This window comes from Thermoactinomyces sp. CICC 10735 (genome assembly GCF_016055175.1).
Lineage (GTDB): Bacteria > Bacillota > Bacilli > Thermoactinomycetales > Thermoactinomycetaceae > Thermoactinomyces > Thermoactinomyces vulgaris.
In genome coordinates this window covers 438,429-453,039 of sequence record NZ_JAECVT010000003.1, presented here as the reverse complement: position 1 = coordinate 453,039, position 14,611 = coordinate 438,429, and the positions used below count along the sequence as shown (strand labels likewise).

Genomic DNA, 14,611 nt, shown 5'->3' with positions numbered 1-14,611 from the left:
GAATGCTCTTGGAGTCAGGGAGTGATTCGGCTTCTTTAATTAACCCATATTATTGATTAAATTGTGCAATCCACGCAAAGCGATTTTTCTCTTCTCAATTTTATCGATTTCTTGGCGCTTCCGGCTGTTTTGGGAATAAGGGGTCATGATTTCTTCCCACGAACTGTAGCCACCATAAGCATCTTCAAACTCAATGTCATCCCGTTTCAAACTGGATGCAGATTCTTCACTTTCATTCGTTTGAAAAGCGGAAACCGGTTGTTGCGCCTCGATCTTGTCTTCAATCCCGAAGGATTGGACACCGGATGAACCGTTGGGAAAGATGGGGTGCTTTTCATGGGTGGCGTGTTCTTCTGAAAACAGCATTGACTGGTTTCCTTGTTGTTGATGGTTTTCCGTCAATGATTGGTTTGTTTTTTCCGCAAGTGCTCCCCGCTTTTTTTGCAATCGGCTTCGCTTTCCCTGGCGGACCCGGCGGCGCGGCGAAAAAGGCTCAAACGGGACGAGTTCGTTTGACGGGTTGTCTTTGCTTTGTTCATTTGGTTTGAAATAATCCGATGGAAGGTTATTGTCGGACTCCGCATCGAATCCGTTCGAATAAAAATCAGGGAACGAGTCGGAAGAAAACGGGTCATCCGAAGTTCCGTACGTTTCCGGCGAAAAAGAGGAACGGTCTGATTGCATCGGCGATTCCTCGGCATCCTGGTTGAATGAATGGATCCACTGATTGTTTGTCCGTTTTTTGCGAAGTTTTGGTTCCCTTTCCAGAAGCATCTCTTCTTGTTTTTCCTGATCTTCGTCGATAAAAGGCGGATTCCAGGGATCTTCCCCGTGGTTGCTTGATTCTTCCTCTTCCCCCAACTGAACCCGTTCCAAGTGGTATACCGGATATTCATCCCCTGTTTCCGATGGTTCCTGGAAATTCAACTTTTGTTTACGGCGCAAAGTTTTTTTGCGTAAAGGGCCGCGATTGGTGAAAAAAGAATAGTGGGGAGGCGCATATTCCACTTTTTGAGCTTCGATGATCTCCATGTCTTTGGCGCTGGAGCTTTGGTCGGCCTGAGACGATTCATCATAAAAAGAGTCGGTTTGATAAGAAAAATCTTCAACCGGTTTGCTTTGGAATGTATATGTGTTGGTTTCAAGATGATTGGTATGTAAGGTTTGCTTTTGTACAAAGATTTCCCCGTTTCCATGCGTATCTGTTCGTGAGGAGGGGTCGCTTGATCCGGTGGATTGCCCGACTGCTTGTTGACTGATTAACGTTGCAATCATCTCGGGTTTCAATTCGATATACAGTGCGTTTTTCCCCTTTTCTTTGAGTGCATCGGCAGCCGCTTTTCCCGAATTGCCCGTACCGATAAGAATGCAATCGAATTGGGATTCAAATTGTGACATCTACTCCACCCTCCTTATAGTCGCCTGATCCCTTCCAACCTTCTTTCTCAATTATTATCTCTTTTTTCAGCGACAATCTCTATAATTTTTTTTGTTTATTTGACAAATTTCCTCAATGGAAAGCCCATGAAAAGTTTTCCCCCAAGGATTTCCTTGGGGGGTGAATCGCTTTTTTATTTTTTCCCGGATTTCCGATCTTTCTTTTGCTGGGTGTCCCCGAATTTATCAGGAACGTTAAACTCTTGGTGAATGGAGGCTGCCGCTTCCATCATTTCTTTGGATGATGCGGTGCGCGCTTTGGATTGGGCAAATTTGCACAATCCAAAGCCGTTGGCAAATTGGGCTTCGATTCCATAGTCTTCGGAGAAGATCAGTTTATCGCCGAAGCGTTCCCGGTAAAATGGTTTGAACGGAATCGAAGCTCCGCCGGTGAGGATGATATAAGTGATGTCGTCACCATAATCCAGGCGGTGCCAGACTTCATCCACCAAAGCTTCGCCCACTTCCTTGATCGATTCCTGAACGATGGCACTGACATCATATGATTTTCCTTTGAAACTGATTTCGCCGGAACGGACGATCCTAGGCAGGCTCCATAACGGATACTCTTTTCCGTTTCCGTCTTTATCCGCGTTCCGGGTGAATTCAAGCAAGCGCTTCGTCAGGTTTTGGTAAACGCCCAACATAGCATGGCGGGAGGTGAAGCTTTGGCGTTTGATGATCGTTTCCCCGTGCAGGGTTTCGATGTCCGAAGTACCAAAGCCCAAATCGTTGATGCTCACTTTTTGGATAAACAAGTCTTCATTGAGCAGTTTTCCTTCGCGGTCCAAGGCGATGTGGAACAAGGTTGCCATGGGTTGACTGATAACGAAAAGGTTTTCCTGTTTAATTTCAAACTCGATTTTGCGCCAAGGTAAGTTCCCTTGTTTCACTTCAAAACTGTGTTTCCCGATGAGACGGCGTTTCAATTCATCTTTGTAATCGATGTAGTTGTCCGTCGGCAGGGCCACCGCAACGACCGGTTCCGTCGATCCTTGCAGCATGAGGCCGGTGCTGACACGGAACATGATCAAGTATTCTTGTTCCCGGAACCAGGTCGGGCTGAAGAGACGACGTTTGTGTGAATCGAAAAGTTCGTCATCCCCGGCTTGCTCAATGGCCAGCTTTCCGCAGAACCATTCGCGGTCCCCTTCATGTTCCCGATACATGATGTTATGGGGATCGTTGTTATAGGTGATTTCCCCCACACGGTTTGGCACAACCATGTTCCGGATGAACATTTTATAAAACTTTCCATTCGCCCGGGTCACTACTTTGGTACCATAGTATCCTTGGTCATTTCCTATGTATACAGGTACGCTCATTTTTGAAATATCCTCCTCAAGTGATGAAATCCCCTTCTTCCCACGATTCTATCAATTGTGAAGGTAAAGGGTCAACAGAATAAAGTGAATCTTCACCAGCTTATAACGGGTTTTTTAGATTTGTAAATTCTTTTATATCGAAAGGCAGGGGGAGAAGGTTTGCGTCGATGTATCAGACCTTTCTTTCCACGATAAAGTTTCCGGATTCTCCCCTGTTTTTTAACCAAATGGTGAAAGGAACGGGTTTGGCATGATAAACTTTCCTCTCATATCATACAACGAAACCGGTCATGTTCCACGTGGAACATGTGAATCTTTTTCTATAATGTTTCGGGAAAGAAGGGGGTTGAACGATCAAAGCGAAAAGGTATATTAGGTGATTCCGTGACCTGAGTTGACCGTAAGGTGGTGTCTGTGTTCATGAGACAGTCTTTCACGAGATTATTCGGTCTGAAAGAGAAAGAACAAGAACAAGAGGTTCATCCGGATCAAGTCATGCAGATTCCCGTGGACGAAATTGAACCCAGTCCCTATCAACCCCGCACGATTTTTGATGAGGAACGAATTGATGAATTATGCCAAACCATCCGTATGCACGGGATTATTCAACCCGTCGTGGTGCGCCGCACCGAACGCTGTTATGAGTTGGTTGCAGGTGAGCGCAGATTGCGTGCGGTAAAAAAATTGGGGCTGAAACGGATTCCTGCAGTGATTCGGGAAATGGATGATCATCAGGCGGCGGCGGCATCCCTCATTGAAAATTTGCAGCGCGAGGAATTGACGGCCATTGAAGAAGCGCATGCTTATCAACGGTTGATGGAGATTCATCAATTGACACAGGAAGGCCTCGCGCAAAAGTTGGGAAAAGGGCAGTCCACCATCGCCAACAAATTGAGGCTTTTGCAGCTGCCGGCCGAGGTGCAGGAAGCATTGCAGAAGCGGATGATCACCGAACGTCATGCACGGGCGCTCCTTCCGTTAAAAGAGGGGTTTTTGCAAAAACAAGTACTGGAAGAGATTTTGGCCAAAGGTTGGAATGTAAAGCAGACGGAAGAACGGGTCAAAAAGCTTCTGGTCAAGGAAACCAAGAAACAGCAGGCCAAACGCAAGTCGGTCACGCGTGATTTTCGCATTGCCATGAACACCATCCGCCAATCGGTGGATCTGGTGAAGAAAACGGGCATGGATGTCATGGTGGATGAACGGGAACATGAACATTTCGTTGAAGTGGTCATCCGCCTTCCCAAATGACGGGAAACGGATCTTCTTCCTGTTATGATGAATTTGATTTTATCTTTTTTTCTTTCTTTTTTATCATTAAAATAAGAGAAGAAACGGATGGGGCTGTGAGGCAATGATTCGCCTCATTTTCTTTTCGTACATAGGCTGGTTCGGCGGTGTGGTTCGGAAAACTAAAAGTCCGAAAATGAGGTGGGAGAATGGGCAAAGTAATTGCAATTGCAAACCAAAAGGGGGGCGTTGGGAAAACGACAACCTCAGTCAATCTGGCGGCAAGCCTTGCGGCGATGGGGAAAAAGGTTTTACTGGTGGATATTGATCCGCAGGGGAACTCGACCAGTGGACTCGGGATCAACAAAGCGGACGTGAAGCAGTGTGTATATGACATTTTGGTGGATGAAGTTCCGGCAGAAAAGGTGGTTTTGCCCACTGAGGTTGAGAATTTATCGATTATTCCCGCAACCATTCAGTTGGCAGGGGTTGAAATTGAACTGTCTCAGGCCATCTCACGGGAATTGCGGTTAAAAAGAGCATTGAAAAATGCAGCCCAACATTATCATTACATTTTTATCGATTGTCCTCCGTCGTTGGGGATCATTACGCTGAATGCGTTAACAGCTGCCAAATCTGTCCTGATTCCCATCCAATGCGAGTTTTATGCTTTGGAAGGATTGGGACAACTATTAAATACAATTCGCATCGTACAAAAACATTTGAACAAGGGACTGGAAATTGAAGGTGTGTTGTTGACCATGTTTGACGGGCGCACCAATCTGTCAGTCCAAGTGATGGAAGAAGTGAAAAAGTATTTTCAACAAAAAGTTTATGAAACGGTGATTCCGCGGAATGTCCGGCTGAGTGAGGCTCCCAGCCATGGCAAGCCGATCACGATTTATGATGCCCGCTCCCGGGGTGCGGAATGTTATAATCAACTGGCCAGAGAAGTGGTGATGAATAATGAGCAATTCTAAAGGTTTGGGACGGGGATTGGGTGCGCTGTTTCAACCGATTGATGTGGAGGACGGGGATGAAACCGTCCATGAAGCGGAGATTTCCGAGTTGCGCGCCAACCCTTATCAGCCTCGTAAAGAGTTTGATCCCGACTCCCTGCAGGAATTGGCAGAGTCCATTAAGCAACACGGGGTTGTCCAACCGTTAATCGTAAGAAAAAGCATTCGCGGATATGAAATTGTGGCGGGAGAGCGTCGTTTCCGGGCTGCCCAAGAAGTCGGGCTGGAACGGGTTCCGGTGGTGGTGCGCGATTTTACCGATGAACAGATGATGGAAATCGCTTTGGTTGAAAATGTTCAGAGGGAGGACTTGAATCCCATTGAGATGGCGCGTGCCTATCAAAAATTGATGGAGCATTTATCCATCACGCAGGAAGAGTTGGCGGCGCGGGTTGGAAAAAGCCGGCCTCATGTCGCGAATTTCCTTCGTTTGCTTCAACTGCCGCCGGAGATTCAGGAGGATGTTTCACGTGGAACATTGTCCATGGGGCATGCCCGGGCATTATTGGGGATCAAAGACCGTGATTTAATGAAGAAACTGGCGGAAAAAGCAAAAAAAGAAAAGCCCAGTGTCCGCCAACTGGAGGAATGGGTGCAGCAATTGAATCAATCCGTTCCGAAAAAGGAAAAGAAAAAGAAGAAAGCGGCAGATCCTTTTATCAAACAATATGAAAACATGTTACAGCAAGTGTTCAGCACGCCGGTGCGCATTAAACACGGAAAGAAAAAAGGAAAAATTGAAATCGAATATTATTCCGAACGGGAACTGGAACGTTTAATTGAAATGTTAAACCGGGATCAGGTGATGACGGATTAACAGTCAAAGGAGAAACGAACCATGATTTATTTTGACAATGCGGCTTCCAGCTGGCCGAAACCTCCGGAAGTGGCGGAAGCTGTGCAACAAGCGATCATGCATGCGGGAGCCAATCCCGGGCGCGGCGGGCATCAACTGGCCCGAAAAGCGGAAGACATCATTGAAGGGACGCGGGGACGATTGTCTGAATTGCTGGGGGTTCATGATCCACAGCATCTGTTGTTTTGTTTCAACACCACCCATGCCATCAATCTGGCGTTGAAAGGATTATTGAAAGAAGGGGACCATTTGGTGATCACGGGATGGGAACATAATGCCGTGGCACGCCCCGCCTTTTGGTTGCAGGATCATCACGGAATCGGTGTGAGTGTGGTGGATGTGGATGCCAATGGCGATTGGGTTTCGGCGATCAAACAAGAGATTCGTCCAAATACCCGCTTGTTGGTCACCATCCATGGATCCAATGTAACGGGAGAATGCCTGCCGGTGTTGGAAATCGGAGAGTTCGCCCGTGAACAGGGGATTTATTATCTGGTGGATGCAGCCCAAACCGCCGGTTTGTTTCCGTACCAACTCGATCAAATGCCCATTGACATGCTGGCATTTCCCGGACACAAAAGCTTATTGGGACCGCAAGGAACGGGAGGTTTATATGTGGCCCCGAATGTTCCGTTAACTCCCTGGATGCAAGGGGGAACCGGGACGAAATCGGAAGAGATGGAACAGCCGCAAATCCGTCCGACGGGTTTTGAAAGCGGCACTCCCAATACCCCCGGAGTTGCGGGATTGGGAAAAGGGGTTGATTTTTTATTAAAAACCGGTGTCGAGGCGGTCTGTGAGCATGAACAAGCTTTGACCCGGCAGCTTTGGGAAGGATTGAGGGGGATCGACGGGGTGGAACTGGTGACGGACGCCCCGCCCGCTTTGCCTGTGATTTCATTTAATGTTCAGGGTGTGGACAGTCATGAAGTGGCCATGATCTTGGATCAGCATTATCAAATGGCGGTGCGCGCGGGTTTTCATTGTGCGGCACTGAAACATCGCGGTCTGAAGACGAAAACAGGAACGGTACGGGTGAGTCCGGGGTATTTCAACACCGGGGATGAAGTGGATCAATTGCTTGCTGCGGTGCGGGACATCAGTAAGGCCTATTCCCTGTAAATCTCCACAAGTTTTGCCGTCCTGCCGCAAGAGTGTTCCGGCTGTTTTGGGAAAGGACTTTCCCACGCGTCATGCGCCGAAAAAGGCGCCTTTTTTATGGTTGCAAATACACAGGTTTTTCTTCCGACAGATTGCACACGGCTCGTCTGATGGATGAGGAAATCAGCTCGGCCATTTTCATGACCAGATTCAGCCTCGTATTCTGCAGGACAAAGTATTCCATAAATCCTGCCACGTTGACGATGCCGGTGATATGAATCTGGCCCACTTCCGGCAATTTTTTATGGACGCCGGCCCCGGGTTTCACAGGCCCCGGCCCCGCTTGAATCCAACCCACGTTTTTCATTTGTCCGAGACACGCATCGATGCCAATGATCAGTGCATGAGGGTGAGCGTCTTTAATCTTTGAAAGGGTTTGTTTCAAATTGAGTGCATGAACGGGCGCATCCAGTGTTCCGTACACCGAAAGTGAATCGGGAAGATCTTTCTCCAAAAGGGAGCCGACCAGCGGACCCAACGCATCCCCCGTGGAACGGTCCGTCCCGATGGAGACACAGACGACTTCTTCAAATGGAAAAAAAACAGACATTAATTTTTGCAATTGGCTTGAAAATTGATGTGGAGCATACGGATCACTGTATTCCACCCGAAAAAGGCCGGGGGGTTTCGCGCTGAACCGCGGAGGCATCGTTTCTCGCATTCGGGGGATCCCTTCCTTTACTCTGAAATCTCAAATTCAGTATACGGCTGGAGAGAAGAAAATATACATGCCGAAAAGTCCCACAGGCGTAAAATAAGGCGGATTCTTTTAAAATGAAATATAAATAGATTCAGAGGAAAAGAAGAATGGATCGCTGCAAGCTTCATCGCAAGCTTTTGTTTGCCGGTCCAGCGGCCGGTTCATTTGGGATCCGGTTCCGGGAAACCGGTCTTGTCAAAAGAGGCGGGGAGCCTCCGGAATGTCCGGTTGAATTTTAACGGGTCTCTTTCTATAATGAAGCAATAAAATAGTAAAGAGAGTGATTCCGATTGCAGAGGAAGGAATTTGGCTTAGGGGACATTGTGGAGATGAAAAAACCTCATCCATGCGGAACAAATGCCTGGAAAGTGATTCGCATGGGCGCAGATATCCGGATGAAATGCACCGGCTGTGACCATAGTGTCTTGTTGCCGCGCAGCCGGTTTGAAAGAAGAATGAAGCGGGTTTTGGTTTCGGCAAAAGACTCGGAATAAGAGAACCTCTCTCCCTGAATCGGCCCGGGAGGGAGGTTTTCTTTTTGCGGATGGAAGAGACCTCCCGTTTTACGCTATAATGGACGAGGATTGACGGGGCATAAAAATCCGGTGCGAAAAACCATTTTATAAATAGCAAGGAGGAGCCGATGTGGCGTTAGCAACAGGAATCGTCGGACTTCCCAATGTGGGGAAATCCACTCTATTTAATGCCATCACCCAAGCAGGGGCTGAATCAGCCAACTACCCGTTTTGCACCATTGACCCGAATGTGGGCGTGGTTGACGTTCCGGACGAACGACTGGAGAAAATCGCAGAAATTGTGGGTCCGCAAAAAGTCATACCCACCTCCTTTCAATTTGTCGACATTGCCGGGTTGGTCAAAGGAGCCAGCCGCGGGGAGGGATTGGGAAACAAGTTTTTGTCCCACATCCGCGAGGTGGATGCGATTATCCACGTGGTTCGCTGTTTTGAAAATGAAAACATCACGCATGTCGCGGGAAAAGTGGATCCGGCCGGTGACATTGAGACGATCAATCTGGAGCTGGTATTGGCGGATTTGGAAACCGTGGAAAAGCGGCTGGACCGCGTGGCACGCATCAAGAAAAGCGGAGATAAAGAAGCGGTTTTGGAATTTGACATCCTGACGCGTTTAAAAGAGGCGTTGGCAGAGGGAAAACCGGCCCGCACGGTGGAATTGGACGCGGATGAGAAAAAAATGATCAAAAGCTTAAACCTGCTGACCATGAAAAATATGCTGTATGCAGCCAACGTGAACGAGTCGGATATCGCCGATCCGGAGAATAACGAATATGTCCGGGTGGTCAAAGAGATTGCAGCTGCGGAAGGGGCTGAAGTGGTTCCGATCAGTGCGCAGGTGGAAGCAGAAATCGCCGAGTTGGATCAGGAAGAGCGGCAATTATTCCTGGAAGAGCTGGGACTCCGTTCTTCCGGAATGGACCGGTTGATTGCGGCGGCCTACCGCCTGTTGGGATTGATGACCTACTTTACGGCGGGGGAAAAAGAAGTGCGCGCCTGGACCATCCGCAAAGGAACGAAAGCGCCGCAAGCCGCCGGGGTGATCCACTCCGATTTTGAGCGCGGGTTTATCCGTGCGGAGGTTTTGTCCTATGAGGATTTGATCCGCTCCGGATCCCTGGCCAATGCCCGGGAGAAAGGATTGCTCCGGTTGGAAGGAAAAGATTATATCGTCCAGGACGGAGACATTATCACTTTCCGTTTTAATGTTTAAGGTTGAGAAAACCGGAAAGGGCAAAAATTTCAATGCCGGATGCGCATCCCCCGTATTGATTTATGACGGTGGCTTTGTTAGAATTAAATATCGTATTGTACATGGGCGATGATACGCTCCTTGCTCTGCCGGGAAGGCAGGGCCGAAAGTCCAGAAGGAGGTGGAAAGAGATGCAACACAGCTATGAAATGATGTATATTGTTCGTCCGGATGTGGATGAAGAAACATTGCAGGCAACCCGTGATAAAGTGGCGCAAACCATCAAAGCAAACAAAGGTGAAATCACCGATACCGATGACATGGGAAAACGCCGCTTTGCTTACGAGATCAATCACTATCGCGAAGGCTATTACACCGTTGTGAACTTCCAAGCGGATGCCGAAGTGATTGACGAGCTTGATTACACGATCCGGATCAATGACAACATTTTGCGTCATTTGATCATCAATGTGGACGAGAAAAAATAATTGGAACGTTGGAATAGATTCAAAGGTTGATCACGGGAAAGGGAGAGGTTTGTCATGATAAATCGGGTCATCCTGGTCGGGCGTTTGACGCGGGATCCGGAGCTTCGTTACACTCCGAGCGGTATCGCCGTGGTGCGATTCAATGTTGCGGTGAACCGGAATTACTTGAATCAGCGCGGCGAACGTGAAGCAGATTTTATCAATATTGTCGCTTGGCGGAATTTGGCGGAAAACTGTGCCAACTATTTGCGGAAAGGTTCGTTGGTTGGGATTGACGGACGTTTGCAAACCGGAAAATATGAGAACCAGGAAGGACGGACGGTCTATACAACCGATGTCGTTGCGGAAGATGTCCGGTTCTTGGAACCGCGCAACCGGAATGCGGAATCCGGCGGTGCTTTTGGAGCTTCTGACAACAGTCGGAACGGAAACAGTTACAGCCAGAACACGCCGTTGGATGACCCCTTTGCCGATGACGGACAACCGATTGATATCTCTGACGATGATCTTCCTTTCTGAGCACAAAAACGGTTTAAGGGAGGAGGGATGGTCTCATGGCACGCCGTCGTGGGAATAAGCGCCGTAAAGTTTGCTACTTTACAGCGAATAAAATCGAATACATCGATTACAAAGATGTTGATTTGCTGCGCAAGTTCATCAGCGAACGCGGCAAAATTTTACCCCGTCGTGTAACGGGAACCAGTTCCAAATATCAACGCCAGTTGACACGTGCGATCAAACGTGCACGTCAAATGGCTCTGTTGCCATATACCAATGATTGATCGAGAGCAGGGGTGGATGACGCCCCTGTTTTTCATATAAAAAGCAGGAAAACGCGAATCATCTGTGGAAACTTCTCCTAAATATGTTGGGTTTTGGAGGAGTGCAACCAATGAGTCGGCCTGAGCGGGGGTTACAATTCGCAAAGAGCATAAAGATTGTGGATTGGTTGAAGACAGAAATCCTGGATCAAATTGCCGCTTTGTTCCGGGCGATTTATTCAGCCAATCAGCATTTGATGATAGACAGTTTGTCCAGCTTGGTGATTTCGGTGTATGTATTGGCACGGAGAATGGGTTTTTCTTTCAGTGAATTGGATCAATCGGTTTCGCAAAAGTTGCGTGAACACGCCCGGGACGGGCACCAGCTGGAGAAATGGTATGGTGATTTGTCAAAACTGGACGAGTATCTAAACAAGAGGTGACGGATATTTGCCGCAAATGGACAAAGGTTGGATAAAAGACAGCTTCCTGTACACAGGGCTGTTTCTCTTCTTGCTGGCCTCCATTCACATTCCTTTTATCCAATGGCTTGCATTGTGGATCATTCCTTTTCCTTTTTTTATGTTGCGCGTGAAACAGCCGGTCAGTGCAATGGTTGTTCCGCTATTGGGCCTCTTCATCATGTTTCTCATCGGCATTCCGCTTTGGTACATCCTGCTCGGTGTTTCGGCCGGGTGCGTCGGCGTGGTGATGGGAAGCTTATACGCCCAAACCAGGATGACCGGAACCGATGTGGTATTGGGCGGATTGGTCAGCGGATTGATCGTCTCCGTCATGACCATGAGTGTGATGCAATGGGCCTTCGGGTTCTTTGACCGGTTAAATGCCCTGTGGTTGAATGAATGGCATCAGGCCCAAAAAATTTTGCAAGAATCGGGAGTGTCGGTGCCCGGGGAAATCATCCCGCCGTTGGAAGCTTTTGTGCTCATCTTTTTGTTGATGGCTTTATTGCCCATGGTATTGATAACGTTTGCGGTCGCCAAAAGACGGCTCGTATCCAAAGGATATGAAAGCAAATCGCTCCCTCCGTTTTATGAGTGGCGTTTGCCGAAGGTATTCTTTTATTTTTTTGTCATTGTGTTGCTGTTGCAGTGGCTTGCGGTCACGGAGGAGTACGGGAAAAATTTCCATTGGATCATCAGCGCCCTGCTGATTTTGCATGTCTTGTTTTTTATCCAAGGCTTGTCATTGATTGCGTTTTTGCTGAAACAAAAAAGAAAAAGCATGGTGTGGCTGGCACCGGCGGTTTTGTTGGCGTGGTTTCCCCCGGTTTCCTTTGTTATTTTGCTGATGGGGATGATTGATACAGGAACACCCTTGCGGAAAAGAATGCAGAAATGACAACAGGTACTTTATGGAACCGCGGATGTTTCACAAAGGGAGTTGCTCCTTGTGTCAACTAGGGTAAAATAAGAAGGAGAAACGGTTGCATATTGTGATGCATCGGATAGTTTGAGGGTGTATAGGATGCCGAAGTTTGTAATACAAAGATGGCATGGCTATCACATGGTTTTTGCCATGTGTTTCAGCCTGATTTTGATTGCGCTTTTATCGACGTACAAATGGATCTATGGAGTGATCGGTCTCGTTTTTTTTACGGTGTTGGCATGGGTCTTGTACCGGGCCGAGCGTGCCTTTCGCAAGGATTTTACCGAGTATGTGCTGACGCTTGGAAACCGGGTGAAGAACGCGGGACAGACGGCGGTGGATGAGTTGCCGCTGGGGATCCTGCTTTATGACCGGGACGGAAAAATCGAGTGGCATAACACCTTTGTCGAGCGCATGACAGGGCTTGACCGAATGGTGGGCAAGGAAATCGGTGAAGTGCTTCCCTCCTTGAAACAACATGCTTCGGAAAAAGAGGGGAGCTTTACCATGGAGCTGGGGGAGCATATCTATCAAGTCACTCCCCAGTCGGAAGAACGGTTGTACTTCTTCTGGGATGTCACCGAGTTGAGCCGTTTGAAAAAGCAGTTGCATGATGACAGGGCCGTTTTGGGATTTATTCACTTGGATAACTTTGATGAAGCCGGTCAAGGTTTGACGGATCAGGAAAGTACCTTGCTGTTGTCAAACGTGACGAGTGCGATCTCAAAATGGGCACTGGAATATGATATCGCCCTCAAACGAATTGAAACGGATAAAATGTTCTTTGTCACTCAACAGAAATCCTTGGAGAAGTTGATGAAATCCCGTTTTGGAATTTTGGATGTTGTCCGGGAAATGACCCGTCAAAATAAAATTCCGATTACGTTGAGCATTGGGGCAGCCAGTGTCGGCCAAACCATGGCGGAAAGAGTCCAGAATGCACAGGCGGCATTGGACATCACGCTGGCGCGGGGAGGCGATCAAGCAGCAGTCCACGCGGGAGAACAGATTACCTTTTATGGAGGAAAGACCAATGCGGTTGAAAAACGGACCCGCGTCCGGGCAAGGGTGATTTCCCATGCCATGAGCAATTTGTTTCGCGACAGCAAACGGGTTCTGGTGATGGGACATAAGCGCCCGGATATGGATGTGCTCGGAGCGGCCGTCGGTGTGGTCAAATTTGCCACCCTCCATGATTGTGAAGCGGCGATCGTATTGGATGAGGATGAAGACAACCTTTCCATTCAACGCTTGCTGATGGCCTTGAAAAATCATGAGTACCTGAAAGATCATTTGATTTCTCCCGAAAAAGCGATGCATTGGCTGGATGATCCGGACACTTTGTTGATTCTGGTGGATACGCATAAACCTTCGCTCGTGATGGAACCCCGTTTGTTGGATAAGGCCAAACGGGTCGTGGTTATCGATCATCACCGGCGGGGGGAAGATTTTGTTTCGGATCCGGTGCTGGTGTATTTGGAACCCTATGCTTCTTCCACTTGTGAATTGGTGACGGAGCTGCTGCAATACCAAGATGGCCGCCTGCCCATGGATACGCTGGAAGCGACCGCTTTGTTGTCCGGTATTGTGGTGGATACGAAAAATTTTGCTTTTCGTGCCGGGTCCCGCACTTTTGAAGCGGCTTCGTTCTTGCGGCGCCACGGGGCGGACCTGATGATGGTGCAGTCTCTGCTCAAGGAAGATTTGGGGCATTATGTGAAAAGAGCGGAGATCATAAAAAACACCGAAATTTATTTTGAAAACATTGCCGTGGCTCTCGGAAAGGAAGATGAGGAATATCATCAATTGCTGATTGCCCAGGCGGCGGATACTTTGCTCAATATGCAGGGAATCCGCGCTTCATTTGTGATTGGCAAAAGAGAAGACGGATTGGTTTCCATCAGTGCACGGTCTCAAGGAGAAATCAATGTCCAGGTGGTCATGGAGAAAATGGGGGGCGGTGGCCATATGACCAATGCGGCTTGCCAACTGGAACAGGTCTCTTTGGCGGAAGCGAAAGAAAAGTTGCTGAATGTGTTGAATGAAATCTTGGAGAGTGGGGGAGTGAACAGATGAAAGTAATCTTGCTGAAAGATGTGAAAGGTACCGGAAAAAAAGGGGAAGTCAAAGAGGTTGCAGAAGGGTACGCCCGAAATTTCCTGATTCCGCGGAAAATGGCGGTGGCGGCCACACAGGGAAACATGAATGCATTGAAAGACCAAAAACAAAGAGAACAAAGGCGCAAAGAGGAAGAACGGAAAGAGGCAGAGGCTTTGGCAGAAAAGCTGAACAAGATGAAGGTTTCTATCTCCATGAAATTGGGGAAAGACGGAAGGACTTTCGGTTCCATCACTTCCAAACAAATCAGCGAGATATTGAAGAAACAGCATCAAATGAATGTGGATAAGAGAAAGATCCAATTGGATCAGCCCATCCGTTCGCTTGGAGTTACGAAAGTTCCCGTGAAACTTCATCCGGAAGTGACGGCGACACTCGCCGTGCATGTGGTTGAAGAATGAG

16 protein-coding genes are annotated in these 14,611 nt (G+C 48.2%); 13 read left to right on the top strand and 3 right to left on the bottom strand.

Annotated features, from left to right (window positions below):
• Window positions 1-39: 39 nt before the first annotated feature.
• Both I8U23_RS08510 and I8U23_RS08505 read right to left on the bottom strand, forming a co-directional pair.
• On the bottom strand, window positions 40-1,398 hold the full coding sequence (locus tag I8U23_RS08510; protein WP_049720743.1) for a hypothetical protein: 1,359 nt from the start codon (window positions 1,396-1,398) through the stop codon (window positions 40-42).
• 173 nt (window positions 1,399-1,571) lie between these two features.
• Window positions 1,572-2,762 (bottom strand): ParM/StbA family protein, encoded by a 1,191-nt coding sequence (locus I8U23_RS08505; protein WP_037998222.1) that lies wholly within the window; start codon window positions 2,760-2,762, stop codon window positions 1,572-1,574.
• A gap of 420 nt (window positions 2,763-3,182) precedes the next feature.
• Here I8U23_RS08505 and noc point away from each other — a divergent pair, with 420 nt between their 5' ends.
• The 4 genes from noc to I8U23_RS08485 all read left to right on the top strand — a co-directional run bounded on the left by noc (window position 3,183) and on the right by I8U23_RS08485 (window position 6,989).
• Window positions 3,183-4,013, top strand: coding sequence for a nucleoid occlusion protein (noc, locus tag I8U23_RS08500; RefSeq protein WP_232335488.1), 831 nt, complete (start codon window positions 3,183-3,185; stop codon window positions 4,011-4,013).
• Window positions 4,014-4,201: 188 nt separating this feature from the next.
• Complete coding sequence (locus I8U23_RS08495; protein ID WP_049720741.1) at window positions 4,202-4,972, top strand: ParA family protein; 771 nt, start codon at window positions 4,202-4,204, stop codon at window positions 4,970-4,972.
• Window positions 4,959-5,828, top strand: a complete 870-nt coding sequence (locus I8U23_RS08490) for a ParB/RepB/Spo0J family partition protein (protein WP_037998216.1) — start codon at window positions 4,959-4,961, stop codon at window positions 5,826-5,828. Before I8U23_RS08495 ends, I8U23_RS08490 begins: the two co-directional genes overlap by 14 nt.
• Before the next feature lie 21 nt (window positions 5,829-5,849).
• On the top strand, window positions 5,850-6,989 hold the full coding sequence (locus I8U23_RS08485; protein ID WP_062843214.1) for an aminotransferase class V-fold PLP-dependent enzyme: 1,140 nt from the start codon (window positions 5,850-5,852) through the stop codon (window positions 6,987-6,989).
• A 94-nt stretch (window positions 6,990-7,083) separates the two neighbouring features.
• Here the strand turns inward: I8U23_RS08485 and yyaC are convergent, their stop codons facing one another.
• Complete coding sequence (gene yyaC / locus I8U23_RS08480; RefSeq protein WP_082240796.1) at window positions 7,084-7,689, bottom strand: spore protease YyaC; 606 nt, start codon at window positions 7,687-7,689, stop codon at window positions 7,084-7,086.
• 329 nt (window positions 7,690-8,018) lie between these two features.
• On the opposite strand from yyaC, the gene I8U23_RS08475 reads away from it, so the two are divergent.
• The 9 genes from I8U23_RS08475 to rplI all read left to right on the top strand — a co-directional run bounded on the left by I8U23_RS08475 (window position 8,019) and on the right by rplI (window position 14,610).
• Window positions 8,019-8,222, top strand: coding sequence for a DUF951 domain-containing protein (locus tag I8U23_RS08475; protein ID WP_037998213.1), 204 nt, complete (start codon window positions 8,019-8,021; stop codon window positions 8,220-8,222).
• A 151-nt stretch (window positions 8,223-8,373) separates the two neighbouring features.
• Window positions 8,374-9,474 (top strand): redox-regulated ATPase YchF, encoded by a 1,101-nt coding sequence (gene ychF, locus I8U23_RS08470; RefSeq protein ID WP_037998211.1) that lies wholly within the window; start codon window positions 8,374-8,376, stop codon window positions 9,472-9,474.
• 170 nt (window positions 9,475-9,644) lie between these two features.
• Window positions 9,645-9,941 carry a 30S ribosomal protein S6 gene (rpsF, locus tag I8U23_RS08465; protein ID WP_037998208.1) on the top strand — a complete coding sequence of 99 codons (297 nt, stop codon included), beginning with the start codon at window positions 9,645-9,647 and terminating at the stop codon, window positions 9,939-9,941.
• A 54-nt stretch (window positions 9,942-9,995) separates the two neighbouring features.
• A complete protein-coding gene (ssb, locus tag I8U23_RS08460; protein ID WP_037998204.1) occupies window positions 9,996-10,460 on the top strand; it encodes a single-stranded DNA-binding protein in 465 nt (154 codons plus the stop codon).
• A 35-nt stretch (window positions 10,461-10,495) separates the two neighbouring features.
• A complete protein-coding gene (rpsR, locus tag I8U23_RS08455) occupies window positions 10,496-10,723 on the top strand; it encodes a 30S ribosomal protein S18 (protein ID WP_037998203.1) in 228 nt (75 codons plus the stop codon).
• A gap of 110 nt (window positions 10,724-10,833) precedes the next feature.
• Window positions 10,834-11,145: a MazG-like family protein gene (locus I8U23_RS08450; RefSeq protein WP_037998200.1), complete on the top strand. Its 312-nt coding sequence runs from the start codon at window positions 10,834-10,836 to the stop codon at window positions 11,143-11,145.
• A gap of 16 nt (window positions 11,146-11,161) precedes the next feature.
• A complete protein-coding gene (locus tag I8U23_RS08445; protein WP_231855196.1) occupies window positions 11,162-12,064 on the top strand; it encodes a DUF2232 domain-containing protein in 903 nt (300 codons plus the stop codon).
• Window positions 12,065-12,190: 126 nt separating this feature from the next.
• Complete coding sequence (locus I8U23_RS08440; RefSeq protein ID WP_037998197.1) at window positions 12,191-14,167, top strand: DHH family phosphoesterase; 1,977 nt, start codon at window positions 12,191-12,193, stop codon at window positions 14,165-14,167.
• Window positions 14,164-14,610 carry a 50S ribosomal protein L9 gene (gene rplI, locus I8U23_RS08435; RefSeq protein WP_037998194.1) on the top strand — a complete coding sequence of 149 codons (447 nt, stop codon included), beginning with the start codon at window positions 14,164-14,166 and terminating at the stop codon, window positions 14,608-14,610. The genes I8U23_RS08440 and rplI overlap by 4 nt, the downstream gene beginning before the upstream one ends.
• Window position 14,611 lies beyond the last annotated feature (1 nt).

Bases quoted from the DNA above. Each gene is read 5' to 3' on its own strand.
- I8U23_RS08510 (WP_049720743.1), bottom strand. From the start codon at position 1,398: ATGTCACAATTTGAATCCCAATTCGATTGCATTCTTATCGGTACGGGC.
- I8U23_RS08505 (WP_037998222.1), bottom strand. From the start codon at position 2,762: ATGAGCGTACCTGTATACATAGGAAATGACCAAGGATACTATGGTACC.
- noc (WP_232335488.1), top strand. From the start codon at position 3,183: ATGAGACAGTCTTTCACGAGATTATTCGGTCTGAAAGAGAAAGAACAA.
- I8U23_RS08495 (WP_049720741.1), top strand. From the start codon at position 4,202: ATGGGCAAAGTAATTGCAATTGCAAACCAAAAGGGGGGCGTTGGGAAA.
- I8U23_RS08490 (WP_037998216.1), top strand. From the start codon at position 4,959: ATGAGCAATTCTAAAGGTTTGGGACGGGGATTGGGTGCGCTGTTTCAA.
- I8U23_RS08485 (WP_062843214.1), top strand. From the start codon at position 5,850: ATGATTTATTTTGACAATGCGGCTTCCAGCTGGCCGAAACCTCCGGAA.
- yyaC (WP_082240796.1), bottom strand. From the start codon at position 7,689: ATGCGAGAAACGATGCCTCCGCGGTTCAGCGCGAAACCCCCCGGCCTT.
- rpsF (WP_037998208.1), top strand. From the start codon at position 9,645: ATGCAACACAGCTATGAAATGATGTATATTGTTCGTCCGGATGTGGAT.
- ssb (WP_037998204.1), top strand. From the start codon at position 9,996: ATGATAAATCGGGTCATCCTGGTCGGGCGTTTGACGCGGGATCCGGAG.
- rpsR (WP_037998203.1), top strand. From the start codon at position 10,496: ATGGCACGCCGTCGTGGGAATAAGCGCCGTAAAGTTTGCTACTTTACA.
- I8U23_RS08450 (WP_037998200.1), top strand. From the start codon at position 10,834: ATGAGTCGGCCTGAGCGGGGGTTACAATTCGCAAAGAGCATAAAGATT.
- I8U23_RS08445 (WP_231855196.1), top strand. From the start codon at position 11,162: ATGGACAAAGGTTGGATAAAAGACAGCTTCCTGTACACAGGGCTGTTT.
- I8U23_RS08440 (WP_037998197.1), top strand. From the start codon at position 12,191: ATGCCGAAGTTTGTAATACAAAGATGGCATGGCTATCACATGGTTTTT.
- rplI (WP_037998194.1), top strand. From the start codon at position 14,164: ATGAAAGTAATCTTGCTGAAAGATGTGAAAGGTACCGGAAAAAAAGGG.